The following is a 23,858-nucleotide window of genomic DNA, read 5'->3' on the forward strand; positions in this document are numbered from 1 at the left end:
GCAAAACCGCTTCGCACTTTGCCTGGAATTGCTCTGTGGAACTTTACTGGCTTTCCGGCAAGCCGGCGCCGACGCTGTCGCCGACCGAACCGACGGTGTTGTTCACCGACTGGCCGAGACGCTTCAGCTGGGCGTCGTAGTTGCGCCGCGTGCGCGGATCGAAGATCGCAATCGGCGTGCTGACGGCAACACTGACCGCACTTCCGGCGGTCTGGGCAGCGCCCATCGCCACGGCGCCGACGGCCTCGCCGAGACCGACATTGGAATCGGTGATCGTCTGGCCGGCAATCAGCCGGTCGCCGATCAGCTTTACCACCTCGGGGCTTTCGGCGAACTTGCCGTGGTTCAGCCGGTCGCCGCCCTTGAGCTTGGTGAGGTCGAGCACGGTGATGCCGGCCGCCTCGAGCTTGCTGCGGTAAGGTTCGGCGGAGGGATCGATCTGGCCGAGCCGGTCGACATTGCCGGAGATGCGCCGCGACAGCGCCAGAGCGCGATCGTCCTGCGAGACGAAGATGGTGAAGTGCGGCCTTTCCTTGCCGAGGCTCGCGAACTGGCGGCCGAAGACATCAACATCGAGATCCGGCGAGGCAAGGATGACATTGTTGATCTTCGGTGCGACGTGACCGTTGCGGATCGCCATCTGCCTGAGCGATTCGACCGTCAGCCAGGTGCCCATCGAATGGGCCATGATGGTGATGTCGCTGACAGCGGGATTGGCGGCGGTGCGGGTCAGCAGTTCCTCCAGCGCGTCGCGAGAATAGTTGGTGCTTTCCTTGTCGTAATTATAATCGAAGATGCTGCCGCGCGACGGCCAGGTGAAGACGACCGGAGCGACGTCGGCATGCGAATCATGAACGATCTGCGCGAAGCGGTAGACGGCATCCTCATAACGGTTGTTGAAGCCGTGGACGAAGACCAGCACGCGGCGGCTCTTCGGCATATGGGTCTTCAACCAGGTCTCGCCGGCCCGCTCGCCTTCCAGGGGATCGACCGAAACGGTGACGAAATTGCGCAACGGATCGGCCGGCAAGCGGCTTGGCCATTGCACCTGGCCGGCCTTGCGATTGGCTTCCGGCGGGATCGAGACCTCGACGGCATTGACGGCGAGCCCGGTGCCGCGTTCGCCGGAGAATAGCACAGCGGGATTGTCGTCGGCAGCGCGCGTCGTCGCAACGAGCAGGTCGACCTTGGAGGTACCGGGGGCCGCGGTGCCGGCCGCCTGCATGACACCGACCGGCCTGCCGCCGCAGCCGGTGAGCGCCATCGTTGCAACCAGAAGACCTGTCAGAGCCGCGGGCAAGCCGCCTCTTTTGCCGATCATCACCAAACTCCAATCGGTTCACGCACCGGACAGGCGGCGCCTGTTCAAATAGTCCGACGGGGCTTGCCGAGTCAAACCGCGAGAGGTGAAAGCCTTTTTGGGCATGAGAAAATAGAGACTTGGGAAAAAAGAAAAAAGCCCGACGCGGGAGGAGGTGCGCCGGGCTCTTGATCCTGACTGACAACTGGGAGGAGGAGTGTTGTCAGTCCGATGTAAGAGCGCTGGGAGGAGGAGTGCGCTGCTTACGAAGATAGTAATAGCCAATTCTTTTGATTCGGAATAGCGAAAATACCGCAATGCAGCAATGCGCTGGACGCAATGCTTGCCCTCAAAATAACAGACGCCCGCCTCATTTTGCAGCATGTTTGACCGGATGGTCAAATTATGCCGAAAATTGTGGCCCCGGCCTGGGGAACTGCCCCTCATCCGGCTGCCGGCACCGACCGGGGTGGAGCCACAGGTCTCGACCCGTCCTTCGGACCCCCGTAAACGGGGAGAAGGGACATGTCGCGCCCTCTCGATTCCCTCTTATCCACCGTGGCCTCCCCGTTCCTCGCCAACTGTCGCAGGGCACGTCCCCTCGCCCGTTTTTACGGGGAGAGGGTTAGGGTGAGGGGCAGACATATTTCGCCGGTTTGCCCGTCAAGCAGCCTTGAAGACCTTGCTGCCCTCGGCGTCGAGGGCCGAGAATTCCTCGTTCGAGAGGGTGATGTCGACGGCCGCGACGTTTTCCTCGAGATGCTTGACCTTGGACGTGCCGGGGATCGGCAGCATGACCGGGCTGCGCTTCAGCACCCAGGCGAGCGCGATCTGGCTGGGTGCTGCATTGTGCTTTTTGGCGATGGTATCGAGCAGCGAGCCGGGCTTGGCGAGGTCGCCGGCGGCCAGCGGATACCACGGAATGAAGCCGATATTGTGCTTGGCGCAGTAATCGAGCACGTCCTCGCTGGTGCGGTCGACGAGATTGTAGCGGTTCTGGACGGTCGCAACCTTGAAATGCTTCGAGGCGGCCTCGATGTCGGCAACGGACACTTCGCTCAGACCCGCATGGCGGATGAGGCCGGTATCGAGCAGCGATTTGATCGCATCGAACTGTTCCTTGGCCGGCACCTTCTGATCGATCCGATGCAGCTGCCAGAGATCGATCTGCTCGACGCCGAGATTGCGCAGGCTCTTATGCGCCTGCTGGATCAGATATTCCGGACGACCGACGGGCAGCCAGATATCGGGGCCGTGGCGGGTCAGGCCGCCCTTGGTGGCGATGACAGACTTGCCGCCATAGGGATGCAGCGCTTCCTTGATCAGCCATTCGGAGACATCGGGACCGTAGGAATCGGCCGTATCGATGAAGTTGACGCCGAGTTCCGGCAGGCGCTTCAGCGTACGGATGGATTCGGCATGATCGGAAGGCTCGCCCCAGATGCCCTTGCCGGTAACGCGCATGGCGCCGAAACCGAGACGATTGATCTCGATATCGCCGCCGATCTTGAAGGTACCTGATTTGGCTGCGTTGTAACTGGACATGGTCTTTCCTCTCTTATCAATCAATCATTGAAATCGGTCGAACGGTCGGAGGCGGGTCCAACAGCCGCGGCACGGATGCCGAGGCTTTCGGAGATGCCTTCGAGCGCGAATGTCTGCCCTGATCGAAAGCGATGCCCGGCATTCTGATGATCCGCCTGTCGCGGGATCATCAGAATGCGGCCGCTGCGACGCTTGCAGATATAGGACGGCCCGGTTCCGATAACAGGGCCTGATGGCAGGGATGAGCGGAAACATCGACATCGAGCTGATGTCGTTGAAAGTACACACGGAGGCCCAGGCGGCCCCGGTCAACGCCCGGCCTTTGCCTCGTTGCCGAATTCCGCCAGCATCTTCCAGAGGTCGGTGAAAATCTCCCGGGCGAAATCCTGCGGCGAAGCACTTGGCGGGCGCTGCCGCCAGAGCTCAGCCCCGACGCGCAGGGCACCGATGACGGTTGCCGCAAGGACGCGCATGCGGGGCCGCTCAAGCGGATCACCTCCCTTGCGCAGAAGCAGCGCCTCGGCGAGCTTCTGTTCGAGTTTGGCGTATTTCAGCTGGTCGCGGGCCTTCAGCGCCGGCGTGCGATGGATGAGGTCCCCAAGCGCCAGACCAGGCTCGTCGACGGCCGCGATGACGGTTGCGGTGATCGCCGCCTCGACCGCGGTGACGGAGGATTCGTCCGCCGGCCTTGCGGCGATTGCCGCCATCAGGCGATCGGCGAAGGCATCCTGCCAGGCGAAAACCACCTCTTCCTTGGAGGGGAAATAATCGAAGAAACTGCGCTTGGAGACATCGGCCGCCTCGGTGATGTCCTCGATCGTCGTGGCGTCGAAGCCGCGCTGCAGAAAGAGGGTCATCGCCGCCTGCTCGATACGCTCGCGCGTCTGCCGCCGCTTGCGTTCCCGCCTGCCTTCCGTCGCTTCCGTCCGCTTGTCCTCAGCCATTCCGGTCCGGCATCATCGTTCAGCCGCCGCTTTCGTTGGAAAAGGCGGCGACATCGTCGATGTCGGCCCCGCTCTCACGATAGCTGAAGCGCTCGCGCGACAGTTCCAGCGGCTTGCGGCGCGAAATCCGGTAGACCGAGGCCGGCGGCAGGTTGCGGACCGTACCGCCGATGCGCACCGCCTTCAGACCGAGACGGTCGAGGATCGGCCGCGGCACCGGGCAGCGCGGACCATAGGTGAACTGATAGACGGCGCCGCCAGGGCGCATGTAGGCGAAGGCGCCGGCCAGGATCGAGGCGATCTTGCGCGGCGACATGGAGAGCAGCGGCAGGCCACTGACAACCGCGCCGACCGGTTCGCCTTCGAAAATATCGGCATGGGCGAGATGGGCGGCATCCATCTGCAACACACGCGCCGTCGGAAAACGCGCCTGCAGCGATGAGATGAACTCCGGGCCGTACTCGATCAGGGTCAGATCCGCTTCGCTCACGCCGCGCGCCAGCAGCGCCCGGGTGAAGACGCCGGTTCCCGGGCCGAGCTCGATGATCGGCCCGTCGAGTGCGGCAATTTCACTGGTCATAATTCTGGCAAGCGAATCCCCCGACGGCGCGATGGCCGCGACCCGAAGCGGGTTACTGACCCAGGAGCGGAAAAAATGCAGGAAATCGGAGCATGCGGCCTTTGCAGTCATGACTATCCCACCTGTCTGAAATTCGATTGATTATGAGAAAGGACCATCGCGGCGAGCATGGCAATTCCAAGGCAGAGGCGTCAACGCTCGTCGCTGCGGCTTTTCGCAACACCCACTGTCAACAGTTTGCGCGATTCTGTACTTATTGCATTTTTGCATTCAGCGCAACATTTTCAGGCGGGCGACAATCGACCCAGCGAAACCAGTCACCCCGCATGCGAAAGGGCGACCCTGAGGCCGCCCCTTCGGCCCATTGCGGGCCGCTCACTATCGCGAACGCCGAAGCGTCTCGTCAGTAATTGCAGCTGGAGCCGCTCCCCGGGTTGAAGCCGAGCTTGCAATCCATCTTGAGAGGCTTCTTCGGGTTCATCATGTAAGGCGTCATCGGACCTGAGGTTTCCGAGCCGCGATCGCCGATCGAACCGGTCGTGCGCCTGTCGTGCTCAACCGTGGTTTGTTGTTGGGCAATCGGACGCTCGGCTGCACCCTGCTCCGTCGCGCTCGACTGGAGGGGAGCTGCCGTGGCCGAGAAGGCCGAAAGGCCGAGGATTGCGCCGAAGGCCGCGGCCATCAGGCCGTTCTTGAAAGTCGTGGTCATAATCGTCTCCGTGGGAGGATTCGTGGAATTTACGCCCCGGAGTTAGGAAGGCGATCTGTCACATACTACGGGGCTAAAGCAGAGGTCACGGATATGTGAGCGGCGGGCCGATCAAGAAAAAGGCGGCTCATCGCCGCCTTTTTCATTTGCCGGCTCAATAGCCGTTATCACAGGGCATGCTGCCGGGACCGATCGATCCGGAAAACGTAGGGTTGCACATTTCCGCAGCTGCCGGCCTGTTCACCGACGGGCGGGCGATAGAGCCCGTGGTGCCGGCCTCGACGCCGAAGGCGGCAAGCGGATACCAGTAGCCATCGGAATGGCGGCGGGTGCCCGGGCGCTCCGTGCGAAAGCCCTGGTAGCCATGCCAGGACCCCGCATGTGATTTATATTGCACCATTTTTACGTCCAAGACCGCAGGCGGCCGAGCCGTCTGAACGGGTGCTGCCTGCGCGGGGATGATCGACGTGAGGGCGAGAAGGGCGCCGAGCGCGGCGGTGGATGGGGCAAGTCTGAACATCTTCATGATAAACCCTCCTTATGGATTTATCTCGGGAAAATGCCTTTCAGATGAGCGGAGTTCCATGGCTCACACGCAATTCCAAAACTCGTGATTGCAGGCGATCCGGCGTGACTAAATCGCCGAAAAGCGTGAAAAGTCGCGATCAGGAAAGGGCTCGAACGGCGCTGGCGACGAAACGTGAATTCTCTGTTCTCAATTGGCGTATAATGCCCGGTAACCTTGGCCGGAGAGGCAAGCGACATATTGGCGATGGGCGGCGGCCCGCGCCGTGGTTTCGGCTTCCAACTCATCGGCCCCGGCATAGCCGGTCAGCTGGGCGCGCAGCTGATACTGCTTCCTCACCTCGTCATACATGGCGTTGCCGTCGGTCATGCAAAGGCCGTGCGCAACAGCAGGCGGATTGACCGGCACGCCGACCGCCAGGAGCACGGGATCATTGGCATGGTCGATGCAGCCGCCAAGGGTCGTCATCATCGCCAGGACAGCCAGAGCCCGAAAAATTCCCACCGCCATGCGTTCCTCCGGCTGAAGCGCCTTAAAGATCATCAGACCTGCGGATACATCAGGAAGGTTGCGCGAAACTAGGCATGCCGATGGCTTGCCTGCGAATTTCGGTCGGTCGGCGCCGCCTTGAGGTTGGAGACGGCTCGGCATGGATGTCGTCTTCGTCGGCGAATATGTGTCGACACAGGTGCACGCGCTCAAGGACCGAATTCCCCCACTTATTGGCTCTATGAGGCTTTCTGCCTTCTGCTTCGCACGACTTCGGCTGGGAAGATCGGGGGGCGGGAAACGGAGTTCCTGATCGTGGCGAAGTGTTTCGCTGGAGCCTCCCCCGCCAGACTCTATATAGCACTTCGGAATCCCGAAATTGGTTGGGGCATTGAAATCATTTAATGTTTCCTCATGTCGACATCTCACAAAGCGCGGCGGATTTCGGAATCCCGAAGTGGTGGGATTTCGGGATTCCGAAGTGGGACTTTTTTCTTCCTGCCGACGCGACCGCGTTTGTCGGCGGCAAGCTTGCGGTCGGTCTCGGACCATTTCCGGCATCTTTCCGCCGTGCATCGTTTCCATTCATCCGTCGGTGGCGCACCCTCGTGATCACCGACAAAGGTCAGCGTGAATCGGTTGGGATGCGCGACACCGCTGCCCGCCCGGTCGCGGCGAACTTTTATCAGCCCCTTATATTCGAGCTCATCGATCGCATCGGCCACATATTCGCCGGTCACGCCGTAAGACACGAACTGAGGATGGGTCACGATCAGCTTGCCGTTTTCGAAGGCGGCGTGGGCCGCGTGCTCGATGACGATGCGGAAGAAGGCGCGGCAGGCATTCGCACTCAATGTGGTGAAGGCCGGGGATTCCAGCAGCTGAATCGTCAACCACTGCCAGCGAAGGCTACCGTCGTCGCGCCCGCTTTCTTCCGATCTGGGCGGAGCGGTATGCTTGCGCACCATCGCCCGCGTCTTGCCCGCATTGGTTCGGCTCTTGTCACGAGGGTTGAATTCCGCCATCAGCCCCTCGCCCCCGCCGCCAGCCGATCCTTCGGCAATCTGCCTGTGCTGCGAGACCGGCAATTCTGTTCATAAAGCGGGCGACGGCCCGGGCTCGTCCCGGCGACCAACTCGCCGATAGGGAAAAATTTGCTCGACATCCGGCATTCCATGGTTGCAATCACGGGCAACCTAGCGCAAGAACGATCCATGAACTAGGAAAATATTCTTAGTCTTGATCTTACATTGTTCGGTTGCGCCTGCTACGATCAGCGCCTGAATATCGAGGGGTAGGAGCGCGATGGGAATGATCGGCATGAGGGAAAAGAGCGTGGTGGTTTGCGGCAAGCGGCTGCTGGCATTGATTTCGATCCTGCTGGGAAGCGCCGTTCAGGCTTTTTCCTGCGATCAGCCGGTCGTGATCTCGAATTGGTCCTTCTGTGCGACCGGCAATGTGAGCGCTGAGGGCGGCGCCGCTGATTGGAAAATCGTTCCCGCGTGGACTCGCAAGGACGCCATAAGCGCGTATTTCGGAAATGATCCGCGGCTCTTGGCAAACCACGGGCTTTGCAACGCCAAATTCCAGCGCGTCGTCCTCTGCCAGCCGGGATGGCAAACGGGCAACCCGGATGAGTGCTCATATCTGGTTTGCAGCGGCTATTACTCATCCTTGTTCGGGAAGGAAGAAAGGGAAGCCTATGAGAGAGACCACCCGACCGCTCAATAGTTTTCGCTTCACTGTCTTGGGGCAGAGACTGGAGCGGCCGATGAGAAGTACTTATCCTTGATCTCCCGATCTCGATCTTGAAAACCTGAAGCAGTTTCGCGCAAAACGATTATCGCAGCGTCGGCACTACCCATTCTCTTCATCAGCCAATAAGCTCGCGGCCGGCAGCCGGAAGGCGCCCTACAACCTTCAATGTTCAGAGGCCCTGCCCGCATGACATCACTGTGCTGGAAGAGATTTGTCTGGTTTTGCGTTTGCCTCATACTCTCCCATCCGGCATGGTCCGCCGGCGGCATCGAGATCCTGAGCTACGCGCCGGCGACGGGCGTCGAGCGCAGCTACCGCGTTCAAAAAGCGACCGAGACTGATATGTCGTTCTGGTTCGACAAGCCAGGCGCCTCGGCCATGACGGTGCGCGGCGCGTTTCGCCAGCGTATGACGGTCCTGTCGCGGGTTGAAGACGGCATGCGGGTCCGCTGGTCCCTCAGCGCCGACTTGCCGGAAGGCATTGCGGGCCTTGCCGATAGCTACCAGATGAACCTGCTATATCGGAATTCCCCCACGGCCTATGGCACCGCGGGCAAACGAAACCGGGAAGAGGCGCGGCAGGCGTTCATCGATGCTGCGATCGAAGCCGGAATACCGATCAAGGAATAAAGCCGCGACCCGTGCGGTGCCTATTTGGCGCTGGAAGGCGAGCGGTCATCTCGGCCCGCCATCCAGCGTGATGACGCAGAGATTATGCGCGATCAGCCATCATAATGGCCCGACAATGCTGCGTCCGCGGACTTGACAACCACGGCCAGATTGACACCCTTCGTCACGATTGACCCGGTCGCGCGAAGGTCGGTCACCGCTTTCAGCCCACCCGACTGGGGAGACGGAAGAGGCACAACCGTGCCGGCATCCAGATCAGCGATCCAGAGATCATCGTCGCCTTCAACACTAATAACAACAACTCTAGCCATGCTTTTTTCCCACTTCTAATGATTGATGTTTAAAATCCAGCTTTCTTCAGGCCTTCTCGGTAAAGATCCTTATGCCATTGCTCCTTACTCGGAACTGCGGACAGCCATTTGTCCACATCGAAGTCCGGGTTGACTTCGCGAAACCTCCTTACGAACGTCCGCGCCTTATCCTGGTGGCCCAACATGGCCCAGTTTGCGGCCGATAGCCTGTCGGCCAAGCTGGCATCGGCCATTTGCCCAATGTAATCCAGCGAAGCTTCGAATTCGCCAAGGGCATAATTTGCTCCGGCAGCCGTCCAGAAATAGGTGTCGGGGCTGAGCGGGTTCAAATCGATTGCCCGCTCGATCTTTCGCAAGGCGATGGCAGGGAGCGAACAATGAACCAAAGTGTCCGCGTAGTCGGCAATAACATCCGCATAATGCGGGGCAAGGCTCTCTGCCACTTCCATTGCCTCGGCGCTTTCGTCAAATGCACCCTGCAACAATTTCGCCACGCCAAACTCGCGATAACCATCGGCAAAATCCGAACGCGTTTCGGTGGCCTGGTTTGCCAAAGTCTCTGCCGTTTTCAACAGATCGATATCGCCTCGCGCGGTCAGCAACCATTCCTTGGAGTAAGTCCGTGCCATCGAACTCAGTGCCGGTGCGAAATCGGGGCTGACGCTGAGCGCGGCTTTCATCTCCTTGCGCGCACGCCGTAGGTTCGGAAGCGTCAGGCGCGCCAGATGCCGCCTGCCAACGAGATATCGATGGTAGGCAGCCGGATTCAGATCCTCACGTAACGCCTCATGGCGCTCGATTTCGCTGGATATGGAAAGAGCAATCCGTCGAGAGACAGTCCTCCTGTCTTTGACAAGATCTCCATGATCAAGGCTGAATCTTTCTGCCCAGACAATTTGATTCTGGTCAAAAAAGATCAATTGAGCGAACAGGGTGACGCCATCGCCCGCATTGCTGATCCGAGTGTCGAGAATGTAATTGACGTGGAGTCGTTCGAAGAAAGCCTTCTGGGTCTCCATGTGGTGGCCAATTTGCACCGCCGAATATGGGGCTATGACCTGCAGGCTGTTGAAGGCGCAAAATCCAATCGTGATATCCTCCACCAAAGACGCGGCTAAAAAACCGGCTTGGGGATGAATGGATTGATTTCTGGGTGGAAGCAGCACCAGGCGAGGAATTGCAATGCTGAGGTCCTCGGGCTCAAGGGAAACAGCTGTTGCGTGTTTTTCCCTTGAAGGCGCTAGAGCCGGGAGAACGGGTTTTGTGTCACCACCGTCGGATGCGGCGCGTACTGCGATCCCTCGCGAAATCGACATGCGCCGCTGTTCGAAATGGTTTCGAAGGGATTCAACTTCTTCCTCCGCCTTGAATATCTCTATCAGCAACTGCAGCGTATCCGGATCCTTCGGTTCCGTCCGAAACAGGATAATGGCGGCCTTTCGCAGGAGTTCGGATTCCGTTCTCGACTGCGCCCGTCGAGATACCGTTTTCAATGTATGTGCGAGAAGGTCGATATGGCATTTTTCGCGCTCGGCAAACCAGTGTTGAAACTCGCGACTGTGGCAGTGAACCGGCCCCAGAAAGGGCTGGTTCAGTAGCTTCACGAGATGCTTAAGCAGGGAGAACGACGCGACCGATTCGTCTATCTCGGATAGCAGAAGGTCGGAAGACAAGGACTCTCGGTCGAGAGAGACCATGTTGCCCTGGGATGAAAGAATGTTTATTCCGAGTTCTGTTTGACGGGCCTTGATTCTCGAAATCAGCTTACGCAAAGTCGAAAGTGCGACGTCCCTATCGGCATCGCCCCACAGAAAACGAGCCAAGGTCGTTCGATCCGCCGAACCTCGACCGGTCGTCAACAAATAGACGAGAAGCAGCAACCCTTTCTCGGGAAATGCGACGAGGCTCCCCTGTCCGTCAACGAGCTGCAACCTACCAAAGGTGTTCAGAACAAAAGTCATTTTGCCTTTACGTCACCACATCCGGGTGTTCACATGAAAAAGTGAAATGCGCGCATTGTAATAACAAAGTCGCGAACTCGTTACGCGGCGGGCACTTTGTCCCAATGGCCCGCGAAATTCAATATGCGCGCGTGACGCAAAGGTTGCATTATGCTTGGGGTCCTCGCCAGTACGAATGGATTTTCGCAAACCAATTTATAGCCAGTTATCTTTAGAAGAATTCTATACCTAAGATCGCTCCCTCAAGCACGTTGGATAGCCGTTTTTACGCATTTTCGGCAGAGTTAGAGGTATCCTTAGGAAAATTACTACAAAACCGAGAACTAAAATCAATCAATTGAGCAGCCCTACTTGCGCTGTTGTTGGTGAAATTTTCACCTGATCGCCCGAACGAATGCACGCTTCGAGAAAGCACCCGGCGGATTCCCTACGGCAAAAGGTTAGGGCACATTTTCAGTGAAAAAGAGAAATGGCGCGCCCGACGAGATGAAAATGGGCACTCCTATGTGATTGTTTTCCTATACTGTTGGCACAGCCAATTGCCGCGACGCTGACAGGAACGTCAAGCCGTCTCCGGGGCTTTGGCTCTCGCCAGGTCCTGCAGGAACTCTTCCATCAAGGGCTTGTCGCCGAACCGGCGATAAGCCCTTTCCGCCTCCAGCGAGAATGCCGGATGGACTTCAACAAGGCTCGCCATGGTAGCCTGCGCCTTTTCAAGCTCTCCGCTTCCACCCTGCAACGCGGCTTGGATGAGAAGGCAATTCGCATCGCGGGGCGCTCTGACAAGACACTCGCTGATGACCGTGGCCGCCTCTTCGCGGCGGCCATCGGCATAAAGCGCCTGACCATGCACATAGGCATAATATTCCGGCGCCATAGGGTGCAGTCGGCGCGCCCGCTCGGCATTGGCGACAGCGTCTGAATACTCTCCAAACCGAACCTGCGCCTTTGCCAGCGCCATCATGCTGTCGGGATCGTTGGGGTTCAGTTCGACCGCGCGCTGCGCCGCCTGCAGTCCGCCGGAATAGTCCGCCTGCAGTGCAAGTCCGAAACTGATGACCTGATATCCAAAACCGAGATTGGGATCGAGCCGCACGGCCTGCCGCGCCTCACTGAGACCCAGATCCAGCTCGGGCGCGGCCGCCTGACCGCCGGGCCTTTGCGCCACTTCGCCGATATAGGTCAGCGCAAGGCCTGCGCGGGCTGCGGCATAAGCCGGGTCCATTTCCAGGGCGCGCTGATACAGGCCACGGGCATCGAGAATAGCGTTATGGTCAGTGGCGCCGTGCCGGTAACGGTTGCGGGCCTGCAAGACGAGATCATAGGCCTGCAGATTATCCGTCGGCCGCAGCGCCGCCGCTGCCGCTTCGCTTCGACCGATATAAGGCGCGAGCTGCGCGACGATTTCCGTGGTGAGCTCGCTCTGGACGGCGAAAACGTCAGCAACCTTCTTGTCGAAGCTGCGCGACCACAAGTGCGCCCCCGTGCCTACATCAATGAGCTGCGCCGAAACGCGGAGCTGGTCGCCTTCCCGGCGCGCGCTGCCTTCAACCACGTAATCAACGCCAAGCTTTGCCGCGAGCTTGCGTACATCCGTTTCCTGACCGCGCACCGCATAAGTGGAATCGCGGGCGATGACCTGAAGCTCGGGATTACGAGCGAGCGCCGTGGTCACGTCCTCGGTCAGTCCGTCCGCAAAGTAAGGCTGGTCACCGCTACCGCTCATGGTTGCGAACGGCATGACGGCAATCGAGGGTCTGGGGTCTCGACGGGTCTGGTCTAGAGAGAGTGCAGTTGGGATGCCGCTCACCATCGCTGCCAGCGGAAGGGGTGAAATCTGGGTGCCGATGAGAATGAGAGCGATGGCAGCAACGCCATAAGACCAGCGCGCCGCGCTGCAGCGCAAGACATGTGGCACCTGCTGCCAGATCGACCGGGGAGAGTCCGCCCGCCTTACGCGGTACACTTCAAGCAGCTCGGGAATATTCTTGGCGCGCCTGCGGCCGAGCCGGGCGAACAGATCGCCGCGGTTGCGCTCGGCGGCCATCACCACAGCGCCGCTGACGAATATCTGCCCGGGCTCGGCCATGGCTTCAAGCCGGGCCGCGACGTTCACCCCATCCCCATAGACATCGCCATTATCCTCGATGACATCACCGAGGTTGATGCCGATACGCAGCTTGAAAGGCCCGTCGTCAAAACCTTGCTGGATGGCAAGTGCCGCATCAACGGCCTCGTTGACGCTCGGGAACATCGCAAGGAAGCCGTCACCCATCGTTTTGAAGGTGGTTCCGCCATGGCGGGCGACAGTGGGGTCGATCAGGTGGTCAAAAACGGTGCGCAGCTCCGCATAGGTGGCAGACTCGTCCTCGGCCATCAGCCGGCTATAGTCGACGATGTCAGCGGCCATGATTGCCGCGAGCTTGCGTTGCATTTCAGCCTCCCAACGGAGTGGCCTGGCACACGGCCGGCACTGCTAACAATTAGTGTGCGGCGATCATTCAGACTAGTCCTGCAATTCGGGAAGCGGTAATCACTACAGCTCATAAATGCGTGAATATTGAGACGGTCCGTCAATTGGCGGTCCGCCGGCCTCTACTTCGTCTGGAGCCGTCCCGTCGCCGTACCGATGAGGGCGACGGCAATACACACGGGCAGCCCCTGCTTTGGTGGTATATTCCAGAGCCCGCTTTTCTTCGCGCAAGCGATCGTCACTCGCAGGAGGGCCGCATCGCTTCGCTGAAGGACGAGCGCGATCACGCGAAGGCCGCGCTGGAGCGAGCCTTCGCCGTAGCGTCCCGACACGCGCGTGACTGAGAAGAAGACCGACGCGTTCGCCCGCCTCATGCGGGAGAACGTAACGCAAGGGCCGATACCATTCCGCCGCGCCTACCTTCGCTCCGTTATCGATCAGGTCGAAGTCGATGACGACGAAATCCGCATCCACGGAAGGCGGGACGTTCAGGAGCGTTTCGTGATGAGCGGAGCGGCTGCGGCAGGAGTGCCCAGTTCTTTGTATGGAAATGGCGCACCCGAAGAGATTCGAACTCCTGACCCCCAGATTCGTAGTCTGGTGCTCTATCCAGCTGAGCTACGGGTGCGTGCAAAATGCGGCGGTGCCGCTTGCGTGGCGATCCTCTAAAACGTCCTTCGGGACAATGCAAGAGCATTTCTGAAAAAATCGCTTCTTTGTCTGCCAGCAGCCGCGCCTTGCGAACCCCTGTCACTTTTCGATGTGCGTCCGGCTGCGGTAATCCTCCAGCGAAACCGGGCGATCGGGGATCTCGATGCGGAACTGCGTGCCGACCGTCGGTTTTTCCACCAGCGCGATCGTGCCGCCATGGGCGAGCACCAGCTCGCGGGCGATGGTCAGGCCGAGGCCGGTGCCGCCGGAGCGGGCGGAGCCGCGGAAGGCGGCAAAGAGGTTCTGGCGGGCCTTCAGCGGCATGCCGGGGCCGGTATCGTCTACCGTGATACTGACGACGCTGCCGACCCGCTGGGCGGAAACGGTGATGCGCCGGATAGACCCCGGGCCGCCCTCGCCCGGCGCGGTCAGCGCCTGCAACGCGTTGCGGCAGAGATTGTGGATGACGCGGAAAAGCTGCTCGCCATCGGCATCGACCTTGAGATCGGCGCCGATCTGCTCGACGAATTCGATGCCGCTCTGCGGATCGATCGCCAATATGTCCTTGACCTCCTGGGTCAGTTCCAAAAGCAGGATATGGCGGCGGCGCGGCGCCGATTCGCTCGCCTTGCCGTAGGACAGCACCTCGGTGGTATAACCGACGGCGCGGTCGATGGTGCGCAAGAGCTTCGGGGCGAAGCTCTTGACCATCGGATCGTCGACATCGACCAGCCTGTCCGACATCAGCTGCGCAGAGGCCAGGATATTGCGCATGTCGTGATTGATCTTGGAGACGGCGAGGCCGAGAGCGGCAAGGTTCTTCTGCTGCTTCAGCGTCTTCTGCAGTTCCATCTGCATCGAGGTGAGATTGCGGCCGGCGACCGCCAGTTCGTCGCGGCCGCCGTCGCCGATATAGATATGGGCCGGGTTGTCAGGATCGGAGGAGAATTGCTGCATGCTGCCGGTCAGCCGGCGGATCGGGCCGATGAGGATGCGGTTGATCGCAAAGAAGATCAGCGTCGCCGTGAACAGCGAGATCAGCACCGACAACAACAGGACATTGCGGGAATAGACGAACATCGCCCTGCGCAGCGGCCTGTCCTTCATCACCACCTCGACGCCGGTGTTGGTTTCCCCGACGGGGCCATAGACGCGGATCATCCTGCCGCCACCGAAGACCAGCGTGTCGAGCGCGTCGCGTATCGCCGTTACCGGCGGCACATCGGTGAGATCGTAGGATTCGTCGACGGAGGTCGGCATATCGGTCGTCGCCAACAGCCGCGAGGTGCCCTCCTTGCGCAGCACGATCGCTTTGGTGCCGGTCGCCTCCAAGGTCTCCTTCTGCAGCGCGCGCGGCAGTTCGACCGGCTGCAGCCCATCGATGACGATGGCGGCGGCAGCGGCCGTATTCAGCCTGTCCTGCAGCCAGCGTACGCGCATGCTGGCGACCGAGGGGAAGAAGATGAGGATTTCGGCGAGCATGATAAAGAAGACGGTGAGCCAGAGCAGCTTGCCGGAAAGACCGCCGAACAAGCCGGCAGACGGGCACGGCGCCCTTGCGGCCTCGCCGGCCGCCGGGGTTTCCGCCGAAGGATTGTCGCCCTGATCTCTCATCGGCATTCTCGTCTCGCCCGATCGGCAGCACCAAGGCCGCCCTTACCGTTGAGCTCTACATTAGACCAAGATGCTCCGCTTTCAAATCTTTGCGAGCAGCGTCATGTCGTCACAAAGGAAACGCCGCCCCAGAGGAGGAAGACCCTCCCAACCCCTCCCCACAAGGGAGGGACTAGTTTGCGGCCCGCGCAGCAAATATTAGCCCTTCCGCGGATGAAACGACGAAGTGGGAAGCGCCGGTGCGACAGTTTAAGCCCCTCCCCCTTTGGGGCGGGTCTTTGCCCGGCGCGGACCGGGCAGAAAAACTAACGCCGCCCGGAGGCGGCGTTAAAAGGCGCGTGATCAGTAAAGCTTAGAACTCTTCCCAGCTCTGTTCGGCAGGCGCCGCATTGCCGCCGAAGGCGCGGGCGACCTTGGCGATCGCCCGGCGGGCCGGCGAGGCGACCGGTCTTTGTGGCTCGTTGCGGACGAGTGCCACGGGCGCCGGCGCATCATCCGATAGTTTGAAGCGGGCAATAAGGCTCACCAGCCCATTGGCTTCGGCCGAAAGCCTGTGCGTGGCGGCGGAGGTCTCTTCCACCATCGCGGCATTCTGTTGGGTCACCTGGTCCATCTGGTTGACGGCGGTATTGACCTCCTTGAGGCCGGTCGACTGTTCGGTCGCAGCCGTCGCAATCGAATGGATATGGTCGTTGATGGCGATGACGCGGGTGCCGATTTCAGCCAGCGCCTCGCCGGTCGCCTGGACGAGCTTGACGCCGACCTGCACCTCGTCGCCCGATTTGGTGATCAGTGCCTTGATGTCCTTGGCAGCCGTTGCCGAACGCTGAGCGAGTTCGCGCACTTCCTGCGCCACCACCGCGAAGCCCTTTCCGGCCTCGCCGGCGCGGGCCGCCTCGACGCCGGCGTTCAGCGCCAGCAGGTTGGTCTGGAAGGCGATCTCATCGATGACGTTGATGATCTGGCTGATTTCGCGTGAGGCCTGTTCGATGCGGCCCATCGCCTCGACGGCATTGCGCACGACGACGCCGGAGCGGCCGGCATTCTCCTTGGCTTCGGACACCATGATGGTGGCTTCATGCGCCCGCTCGGTGGAATTCTGGACGACGGCGGTGATTTCGTCGAGCGCTGCCGAGGTCTCTTCGAGGGCGGCTGCCTGCTGCTCGGTGCGCTTCGACAGGTCGTCGCTGGCATTGCGCAGCTCGGCGGTGTTGCCGTTCATCGCTTCCGTCGTTTCGCGCACTTCGCGCATCGTCGCCTGCAGGGTGACGAAGGTATTGTTGACGTTCTGTTGCAACTCGGCGAAGGCACCCTGGAAGTTGCCGCTCATCGTCTGGGTGAGATCGCCTTCAGCAAGGCTTGCGACGACGCGGCGGGTCTCGCCGATGCCGGCATCGACGCTCGACAGCAGCATGTTGATGTTGCCGGCGAACTGGTTGAGGTTGTCGTCCTCGTAGTCCTTGCTGATGCGATGGCTGAAATCGCCGGCCGCGGCCGCGGCCACGACGACGGACATGCTCGACTGCAAGTCGTCGCTCTTGGCGCGCATCGCCGCCTCCTGGGCGTTCAGGCGCTTGACGGCGAGGCCGTTCGCCTTGAAGACCGCAACCGCTGCGGCCATCTCGCCGATTTCGTCGGGACGGCCGGCAAAGGGGACCTCGGCGTCGAAATTGCCGTCGGCGACTTCCTTGATCGCATGGGTGACACGTTTGATCGGGCGGCTCAGATGGCTGGTGCCGATATAGAAGCCCATGCCGATGCCGACCGCGATGCCGATGCCGGTGATGCTGAGGACGAGCATCAACACCCAGGAGCGGAAGCTCTCGATCTCGGCGTTGACGGTCTCCAGTGCTGCCTTGTCGGTGGCGACGACGGCATCGATTTCCGCCTGGAACGCCTTGCGGTTGGCGCGGTTGGCGTCGTTGTTGCCCTGTTGGCCAGCGGCCTCGGGACCGACCTCGGTGCCGAGGCGGGCCGTTTCCGTGCGGAAGGTACGGAATTCCGCGGCACGGGCGACGAGCTTGGCAAAATCGGCCTTCTGGCTCTCGGGAACGAGCGGCGCCCAGCCCGAGATGACCTCGTCGATCTCGTCGAGGCCGGCCATGAGGCCCTTGGCGAAGTTCGGCGTATCCTTGATCGTTTTGGCGGCATAAATGCCACGCGATTCCATGACCACGGCCGTGACGAAACGATTGAGGCGTTCGCCGGCATAGGCGCGGCTGGCGGCATGCTCGTAAGCCGTCAGGTTGCGACTGTATTCGTGCATGGCGGACAATGCCGTTGCGCCGATCAGAAGTGCGACCGCGCCCATCACGCAAACGAGCAGATTAATTTTGCCCCGGATCTTCAATGCAGTGCTCCTAGCTACGCCGCTGCTGGAAAGCAAATTCCCCAGTCGATGCGTTGAATATCGGCGAAATTTATTAAAGTTAGATTTCTAATATTTACGATTACGGCCTCGGAAATGATCCATGTCGGACGCGGCCCGGAGGCGTAAGCGCCTGAAAACCGGGGCTATCGATCTGCTGCCGCGAATATTACAACCACGCAGGGCACGCCTAAATTATTAATACCAGAGTGCGAAAATACCTTGAAGCCGGCAGCGCAGAGTGAAATTATCCGGCATAATTGACTTTTACGACCTTCATCCTTATAAGCCCGCGCACGTCCGGTCACTCAAGCCTTTCATGGCCCGCCCGTTCGAAAAACAACGCTCCTTGCATTATGCAAATTCAAGAAGGGCCGCACTCCGCGGTGTTTAAAATAAATGAAGCGTACCTACCAACCATCCAAGCTTGTTCGCAAGCGTCGCCACGGTTTCCGTGCCCGCATGTCCACGAAGGGTGGCCGCAAGGTCATCGCAGCCCGCCGCGCGCAGGGCCGCAATCGTCTGTCGGCGTAAGCCGGGTTGCCCGGTAAGAGATGGCGGGCGAATTGACGATCAGTGAAAAGAGACACACTGTCGGGCGGCTGAAGAGCCGCCCGCAGTTTCTTGCCGCGCGCGAGGGCGAAAAACGCCGGGGCGGCCTCTTCCTCCTCGAAGTCCTCGACCGGAAGGAACCCGACAGTCAGGCACGCGTCGGTTTTACAGTCACCAAAAAACATGGCAACGCGGTCGAACGGAACCGCATGCGCCGCCGCCTGAAAGAGGCGGTGCGGCTTCATGCGGGGTTTGCAATGCAGCCCGGACACGACTATGTGGTTGTCGCGCGCAGGGACGTGCTGGACGCGTCCTTCCAGGAATTGGCCGCGGAACTGAAATCCCGCGTGGAAACCAGGCCGAAACACCGGCGCTCCGGAGACGGACGCCCCAGGAACGTATGATGGAAAACAACCGCAATTATTTCATTGCGATCGCTCTCTCGGTGCTGATCGTCCTCGGCTGGCAGTTTCTCTATATGAATCCGCGCATCGAGGCCCAGCGCAAGGCGCAGGAAGCCCAGAAGGCTCAGCAACAGACCGAGCAAGTGCAGCAGCCGGCAGCCGGCGGCCAGGCACCGGCCCAGCCGAGCGGTACGGCACCTTCCGGCCAAGCAGCCGCGACAGCGACGCTCGAGCAGGCGCTGCAGAAGTCCCCGCGCGTCGTCATCGATACGCCGGCACTTTCCGGCTCGATCAATCTGGCCGGCGCCCGCCTCGACGATCTGAAGCTCAAGGGCTATCACGAGACCGTCGACGACTCGAGCCCGATCATCACGCTGTTCAGCCCGGCGGAAACCAAGGACGGCTATTTCACCGAACTCGGCTATATCGGCAGCGACGCGACAGGCGCCGTTCCCGGCGCGGCGACGCTCTGGACCGCGCCCGAGGGCGCCAAGCTCACCGAAAAGACGCCGGTGACGCTCTCCTACACCAATGACAAGGGCCTGACCTTCACTCGCACCATTTCCGTCGACGAACGGTACATGTTCACCGTCGCCGACAAGATCGAGAATACCGGCCAGGCGCCCGCATCGCTTTCTTCCTACGGCCGGGTGACGCGGTACAACAAGCCGACGACGCCCTCCGTCTACGTGCTGCATGAAGGCTTCATCGGCGTGATCGGCGACGGCCTGATCGAAACCAAATATAGCGCCGTCGAGGAGGAAGCCGTCACGCCGGCGAAATCCACCGGCGGATGGCTTGGCATCACCGACAAATATTGGGCGGCGACGATCGTTCCGCCGCAAAGTGCGGCCTATGAGGCGCGCTTCTCCCACTTTGCCGATGGCCAGCCGCGCTATCAGGCCGATTACAAGGATGATGCCTTCACCGTTGCGCCGGGCCAGTCGATCGAGCTGAAGAACCTCGTCTTCGCCGGCGCCAAGGAAGTGCCTGTCATCGACGGTTATGAGGCCAGCTACTCGATCCCGAAGTTCGACCGGCTGATCGACTGGGGCTGGTTCTATTTCATCACCAAGCCGATGTTCAAGCTGATGGACTTCTTCTTCCGCTACTTCGGCAATTTCGGCGTGGCGATCCTGTGCACGACCATCGTCGTCAAGCTCCTGTTCTTCCCGCTTGCCAGCAAGCAGTACGCTTCGATGGCGAACATGAAGCGCATGCAGCCTAAGATGGAGGAGTTGAAGGCAAAATTCGGCGACGACCGCATGGGGCTGCAACAGGCGATGATGCAGCTCTACAAGGAAGAGAAGATCAATCCGATCGCCGGCTGCTGGCCGGTGGCGCTGCAGATCCCGATCTTTTTCTCGCTCTACAAGGTGATCTACATCACCATCGAGATGCGGCACGCGCCCTTCTTCGGCTGGATCAAGGACCTTTCGGCGCCCGACCCGACGACGATCGTCAATCTGTTCGGCCTTTTGCCTTTCGAGGGGCCGGCGCTGCTACACCTCGGCGTCTGGCCGCTGATCATGGGCATCACCATGTTCGTGCAGATGCGCATGAACCCGACGCCGCCCGATCCGACACAGGCGATGATCTTCAACTGGATGCCGCTGGTGTTCATGTTCATGCTGGCCAGCTTCCCGGCCGGCCTGGTCATCTACTGGGCCTGGAACAACACGCTCTCGGTTGCCCAGCAGGGGCTGATCATGAAGCGCCACGGCGTCAAGGTCGAACTCTTCGACAATCTGAAGGGTCTGTTCCGACGAAAAGAAGTACCGTCGAAATGACGCTTGCCAAGCCCCGCTCCGGCGGGGCTTTTCATTTCTGGGTCTTGCGAAGCCTCATGTCTTCGATCGAGGTGGCCGAGGTCCCGGAGCAGCGCTTGACAGAGCCGACCCCGTCACGCTAGCCATGCTGTTACAAGCCCCTGAGCGGGCGCTGTCGTAGGCGTTACCGTTATCCAACGCGTCCTTTGTCGAGAAGGTCCCAGCCGGGAGATCTCGATGAAAAACGACGCCACGGTAAGCCCCCATCGTACACAGAGGATATTCGGGGATTATCGCGGACTTGTACCGCGATTGTCGCTGTCTTCCCGGTTTGCCGTGGCCTTCCCTCAACCACTATGGAAGGCTACCCAATGAATATCACAGGTAACACCATTCTCATCACCGGCGGCACCAGCGGTATCGGCCGTGCGCTTGCTGAAGCTTTTCATGATCGCGGCAATCGCGTCATCATCGCCGGTCGGCGCGGGGACCTGCTCGAGCAGATCACCGCCGGCCATCCCGGCATGACCGGCCTCCCGCTCGACCTCGGCGATCCGGACTCTGTGCTGCGCCTTCAAGCCGAAGTCCAGACACGCTTCCCGCAGCTCAACATCCTGATTGCCAATGCCGGGATCTCACGGGCAGAAGACATGATTGTGGAAAGCTGGGATACCTCAGACGCCCAGGCGATTGTCGAGATCAACATCCTCGGCGTCTTGCGCGTGACCGCCGCTTTCCTGCCCCTTCTGAAGCGGCAGCCGGACGCAACGATCATGGCGACAAGTTCTGCCTTGGCTTTCGTGCCGCGTGCCGATTTTCCGGCCTACTGCGCCAGCAAGGCTTTCGTGCATTCGTGGCTTCAGTCACTACGCCATCAACTCCGTGGCTTTCCGATTGAGGTGCTGGAGCTTTCACCTCCCTATGTTCAGACCGAACTGACGGGCGCCGGTCAAGCGACAGACCCGCGCGCCATGCCTGTCGATGTCTACGTCTCCGCAGTCATGGATCTCCTGGAAAGAAAGGATCATGTGCGCGGCGAGGTGTTGCTCGAACGCGATTTCGCCCGTAGGTGGGCGGAACGGGATGGCCACTATGATGTCATTTTCGACGCGATGAATCCCGCGAAGGAAGCGTAGGTCTCCATCACGGGGTTCAGGCAGCGGACCGGAGGCCTTCGGGCCTCCTTTTCAGCGGCTGCGACGAGAGTTCAGCCGAGCTGAGGTCGGCGAAGCGGCTTGCCTGGCAAATGTTCCGACGAGCGCTTCGCATCAGCAGTCAGCCCGTCAAAGCTTGACATCCGCCCACAAAACCACGAAGCCCGGTAAAAGTCCGAACCCAGAGATTGCAGAACCCGCATGTCCGACATCGAAAAGCCGCTCTTCGGCCACCCATGGATTTTCATCCGCGGCGTGCCCTCCCTGAATTTCCTCCCGCCGGAAGGGCCGCTGGAAGTGGCCTTCGCCGGTCGCTCGAATGTCGGCAAGTCGTCGCTGATCAATGCGCTGGTCGGCCAGAAAGGTCTGGCGCGCACATCGAATACGCCGGGACGCACGCAGGAACTGAACTATTTCGTGCCGGACGGTTATTCCGGCGAAGGCGGCGACCTGCCGCCGACGGCGATCGTCGACATGCCGGGTTATGGCTATGCGCAGGCGCCGAAGGAGCAGGTCGACAAGTGGACCAAGCTCGTCTTCGATTATCTGCGCGGCCGCGCGACGCTGAAGCGCGTCTATGTGCTGATCGACAGCCGCCACGGTATCAAGAAGAATGACGACGATGTGCTTGATCTGCTCGACAAGGCCGCCGTCTCCTACCAGATCGTGCTGACCAAGACCGACAAGATCAAGGCGGCTGGTGTGCCGAAGCTGCTTGCCGAGACGGCGGAAAAGATCCGCAAACGCCCGGCTGCCTATCCCGGCGTTCTGTCCACCTCGTCCGAAAAGGGCGATGGACTGGACGAACTGCGCCAAGCGATCGCCGAAACCGTCGGTATCGCCCGCTGGATGTAGAAGGCCTGCGCACGCCGGACGCAAAGCCGGGTTTGGTGTAAAGGTCTCCGCGACATCCCACGGTTGAGCATGGTGCCAACGGAAAACTAATGGTTGACGACGCAACCCGGATGAGCTAGATAGCGACCATCGAATTTTGCTTGCTGGCTTGGTTATCGCGCGATTGGCACCGCGCCCTGAACGAACTTCCTTTCAAAAATCGCTATCACCATCCGCATCGCCTTGGCGTTGCGGTTCTTCAATATTGCTATGAAAGGGTTCATCATCATGGCCACTGGCACAGTTAAATGGTTCAATTCCACCAAAGGCTTCGGCTTCATTCAGCCTGACAATGGCGGCGACGACGCCTTCGTTCACATCTCCGCCGTCGAGCGCGCCGGAATGCGCGACCTCGTCGAAGGCCAGAAGATCGGCTTCGACCTCGAGCGTGACAACAAGTCGGGCAAGATGTCCGCTTGCAATCTCCAGAACGCTTAAATCGGTATCTGCTTCCCTTTGACCACGGATGTACTGGCACTGCCGGAAGCACGTTATCAATCCAAGGCCAGGCGATTTGCCTGGCCTTTTTTGTTTTCGCTCGCGCGTCGAGCCCTCCCATATCGGAGCCAACATGACAGAGACATACAGCAAATCTCGCCAGCGGGCGGAGATTGCCTTCGGCAACGTCCAGACCCAGTTCTTCGCAAAGAACCAGGCGGCCGAAGAACTCGAATCCGACGCCCAGTCGCAACAGGCAAAGACGTTGCGGCTTCGGGAAGCCCGGCTTGCGAGGGAACATAGTAACCGGGTGTCGGCAACCTCTGCCCTCATTGCGAAACGCGCCAGAGCCCGCTGAGATCGCGCACCGATCGACAAGGATCGAGATTTAAAACGCGTCTGAAATGACGGGCTTGCAGATCGGGCGCTACAGCACGACCCAAAGCGTGCTGGCATTCACTCGCATCAAGGAAGCATCAATGGCAGAGACTCCGCAGGAACTTCAGTCGATCAATACGGCCTGGCAGATCGCCATTCAGGAAATTCTGCGCATGGTGATCAGAGACATGTATCACGGCGGCGGCGAGGCTTCGTTCAAGACGCATATCAAGCGTATCGAAGTAGCAGCCGTCGACAGTATTTACACGGATTTGCGGCTGCGCGGGACTGATGAGTGGACGGAAGTGCTAGTCAAGGAAAGGGCGAGCAATTTCGTCACGACCCTGCTGACGTCATTTACCTATGACCGGGCTTAAATCACGAATAATCGCCGAGTTAAGAAACGGCTT

General features: G+C 60.2%; 22 protein-coding genes, 1 tRNA gene and 3 pseudogenes. 12 read left to right on the top strand and 14 right to left on the bottom strand.

Features of this window, described 5'->3' with window-relative positions; all coding sequences use genetic code 11:
* Window positions 1-43: 43 nt before the first annotated feature.
* The 7 genes from G9X68_RS06920 to G9X68_RS06950 form a co-directional block, all read right to left on the bottom strand.
* Complete coding sequence (locus G9X68_RS06920; protein WP_171601768.1) at window positions 44-1,321, bottom strand: alpha/beta hydrolase; 1,278 nt, start codon at window positions 1,319-1,321, stop codon at window positions 44-46.
* A gap of 642 nt (window positions 1,322-1,963) precedes the next feature.
* The gene (locus G9X68_RS06925) at window positions 1,964-2,845 is read right to left on the bottom strand and encodes an aldo/keto reductase (RefSeq protein ID WP_003545036.1); all 882 of its coding nucleotides are present in this window, start codon (window positions 2,843-2,845) and stop codon (window positions 1,964-1,966) included.
* Between the two features lie 308 nt (window positions 2,846-3,153).
* Window positions 3,154-3,789 carry a TetR family transcriptional regulator gene (locus G9X68_RS06930; RefSeq protein WP_171601769.1) on the bottom strand — a complete coding sequence of 212 codons (636 nt, stop codon included), beginning with the start codon at window positions 3,787-3,789 and terminating at the stop codon, window positions 3,154-3,156.
* A gap of 19 nt (window positions 3,790-3,808) precedes the next feature.
* Entirely contained in the window at window positions 3,809-4,480 is a 672-nt protein-coding gene (locus G9X68_RS06935) for a class I SAM-dependent methyltransferase (protein ID WP_171601770.1), read from the bottom strand.
* A 292-nt stretch (window positions 4,481-4,772) separates the two neighbouring features.
* Window positions 4,773-5,078, bottom strand: a complete 306-nt coding sequence (locus tag G9X68_RS06940) for a hypothetical protein (protein ID WP_171601771.1) — start codon at window positions 5,076-5,078, stop codon at window positions 4,773-4,775.
* A 154-nt stretch (window positions 5,079-5,232) separates the two neighbouring features.
* Window positions 5,233-5,604 (bottom strand): cell surface protein, encoded by a 372-nt coding sequence (locus G9X68_RS06945; RefSeq protein ID WP_171601772.1) that lies wholly within the window; start codon window positions 5,602-5,604, stop codon window positions 5,233-5,235.
* A gap of 189 nt (window positions 5,605-5,793) precedes the next feature.
* A complete protein-coding gene (locus tag G9X68_RS06950) occupies window positions 5,794-6,114 on the bottom strand; it encodes a hypothetical protein (protein ID WP_171601773.1) in 321 nt (106 codons plus the stop codon).
* A 133-nt stretch (window positions 6,115-6,247) separates the two neighbouring features.
* Here G9X68_RS06950 and G9X68_RS06955 point away from each other — a divergent pair.
* Window positions 6,248-6,498: pseudogene (locus G9X68_RS06955) on the top strand (hypothetical protein); the annotation flags it as partial.
* 20 nt (window positions 6,499-6,518) lie between these two features.
* Here G9X68_RS06955 and G9X68_RS06960 read toward each other — a convergent pair.
* Window positions 6,519-7,118 (bottom strand): hypothetical protein, encoded by a 600-nt coding sequence (locus tag G9X68_RS06960; RefSeq protein WP_171601774.1) that lies wholly within the window; start codon window positions 7,116-7,118, stop codon window positions 6,519-6,521.
* Window positions 7,119-7,398: 280 nt separating this feature from the next.
* On the opposite strand from G9X68_RS06960, the gene G9X68_RS06965 reads away from it, so the two are divergent.
* The 3 genes and pseudogenes from G9X68_RS06965 to G9X68_RS31635 form a co-directional block, all read left to right on the top strand.
* Window positions 7,399-7,824 carry a hypothetical protein gene (locus G9X68_RS06965; protein WP_171601775.1) on the top strand — a complete coding sequence of 142 codons (426 nt, stop codon included), beginning with the start codon at window positions 7,399-7,401 and terminating at the stop codon, window positions 7,822-7,824.
* A gap of 213 nt (window positions 7,825-8,037) precedes the next feature.
* Window positions 8,038-8,403: pseudogene (locus G9X68_RS06970) on the top strand (hypothetical protein); the annotation flags it as partial.
* A pseudogene (locus tag G9X68_RS31635) lies at window positions 8,401-8,481 on the top strand (DUF982 domain-containing protein); the annotation flags it as partial. The pseudogenes G9X68_RS06970 and G9X68_RS31635, both read left to right, overlap by 3 nt.
* A gap of 92 nt (window positions 8,482-8,573) precedes the next feature.
* On the opposite strand, the gene G9X68_RS06975 reads toward G9X68_RS31635, so the two are convergent.
* The 6 genes from G9X68_RS06975 to G9X68_RS07000 form a co-directional block, all read right to left on the bottom strand.
* On the bottom strand, window positions 8,574-8,792 hold the full coding sequence (locus G9X68_RS06975; RefSeq protein WP_171601776.1) for a hypothetical protein: 219 nt from the start codon (window positions 8,790-8,792) through the stop codon (window positions 8,574-8,576).
* Between the two features lie 29 nt (window positions 8,793-8,821).
* Window positions 8,822-10,753 (bottom strand): hypothetical protein, encoded by a 1,932-nt coding sequence (locus tag G9X68_RS06980; protein ID WP_171601777.1) that lies wholly within the window; start codon window positions 10,751-10,753, stop codon window positions 8,822-8,824.
* 562 nt (window positions 10,754-11,315) lie between these two features.
* Window positions 11,316-13,187 (bottom strand): adenylate/guanylate cyclase domain-containing protein, encoded by a 1,872-nt coding sequence (locus tag G9X68_RS06985; protein WP_171601778.1) that lies wholly within the window; start codon window positions 13,185-13,187, stop codon window positions 11,316-11,318.
* A gap of 590 nt (window positions 13,188-13,777) precedes the next feature.
* Window positions 13,778-13,854, bottom strand: a tRNA-Arg gene (locus tag G9X68_RS06990).
* A gap of 122 nt (window positions 13,855-13,976) precedes the next feature.
* The gene (locus G9X68_RS06995; protein ID WP_171601779.1) at window positions 13,977-15,497 is read right to left on the bottom strand and encodes an ATP-binding protein; all 1,521 of its coding nucleotides are present in this window, start codon (window positions 15,495-15,497) and stop codon (window positions 13,977-13,979) included.
* Between the two features lie 346 nt (window positions 15,498-15,843).
* Window positions 15,844-17,841, bottom strand: a complete 1,998-nt coding sequence (locus tag G9X68_RS07000; RefSeq protein WP_171601780.1) for a methyl-accepting chemotaxis protein — start codon at window positions 17,839-17,841, stop codon at window positions 15,844-15,846.
* Between the two features lie 417 nt (window positions 17,842-18,258).
* Here G9X68_RS07000 and rpmH point away from each other — a divergent pair, with 417 nt between their 5' ends.
* The 8 genes from rpmH (at window position 18,259) to G9X68_RS07040 (ending at window position 23,825) form a co-directional block, all read left to right on the top strand.
* Entirely contained in the window at window positions 18,259-18,393 is a 135-nt protein-coding gene (gene rpmH, locus G9X68_RS07005) for a 50S ribosomal protein L34 (RefSeq protein WP_003545006.1), read from the top strand.
* Between the two features lie 20 nt (window positions 18,394-18,413).
* Window positions 18,414-18,815: a ribonuclease P protein component gene (gene rnpA / locus G9X68_RS07010; RefSeq protein ID WP_171601781.1), complete on the top strand. Its 402-nt coding sequence runs from the start codon at window positions 18,414-18,416 to the stop codon at window positions 18,813-18,815.
* Entirely contained in the window at window positions 18,815-20,605 is a 1,791-nt protein-coding gene (gene yidC, locus G9X68_RS07015; protein ID WP_171601782.1) for a membrane protein insertase YidC, read from the top strand. The genes rnpA and yidC overlap by 1 nt, the downstream gene beginning before the upstream one ends.
* A 350-nt stretch (window positions 20,606-20,955) precedes the next feature.
* Window positions 20,956-21,720, top strand: a complete 765-nt coding sequence (locus G9X68_RS07020; protein WP_171601783.1) for an SDR family oxidoreductase — start codon at window positions 20,956-20,958, stop codon at window positions 21,718-21,720.
* Between the two features lie 219 nt (window positions 21,721-21,939).
* Window positions 21,940-22,593, top strand: coding sequence for a ribosome biogenesis GTP-binding protein YihA/YsxC (gene yihA / locus G9X68_RS07025; RefSeq protein ID WP_171601784.1), 654 nt, complete (start codon window positions 21,940-21,942; stop codon window positions 22,591-22,593).
* Window positions 22,594-22,860: 267 nt separating this feature from the next.
* Window positions 22,861-23,070 carry a cold-shock protein gene (locus tag G9X68_RS07030; protein ID WP_018244551.1) on the top strand — a complete coding sequence of 70 codons (210 nt, stop codon included), beginning with the start codon at window positions 22,861-22,863 and terminating at the stop codon, window positions 23,068-23,070.
* Between the two features lie 133 nt (window positions 23,071-23,203).
* Window positions 23,204-23,428 carry a hypothetical protein gene (locus tag G9X68_RS07035; protein ID WP_027666179.1) on the top strand — a complete coding sequence of 75 codons (225 nt, stop codon included), beginning with the start codon at window positions 23,204-23,206 and terminating at the stop codon, window positions 23,426-23,428.
* A gap of 121 nt (window positions 23,429-23,549) precedes the next feature.
* Window positions 23,550-23,825 (top strand): hypothetical protein, encoded by a 276-nt coding sequence (locus tag G9X68_RS07040; RefSeq protein ID WP_171602174.1) that lies wholly within the window; start codon window positions 23,550-23,552, stop codon window positions 23,823-23,825.
* Window positions 23,826-23,858: the final 33 nt, after the last annotated feature.

This window comes from Rhizobium changzhiense (assembly GCF_013087625.1).
Taxonomy (GTDB): Bacteria; Pseudomonadota; Alphaproteobacteria; order Rhizobiales; family Rhizobiaceae; genus Rhizobium; species Rhizobium sophorae.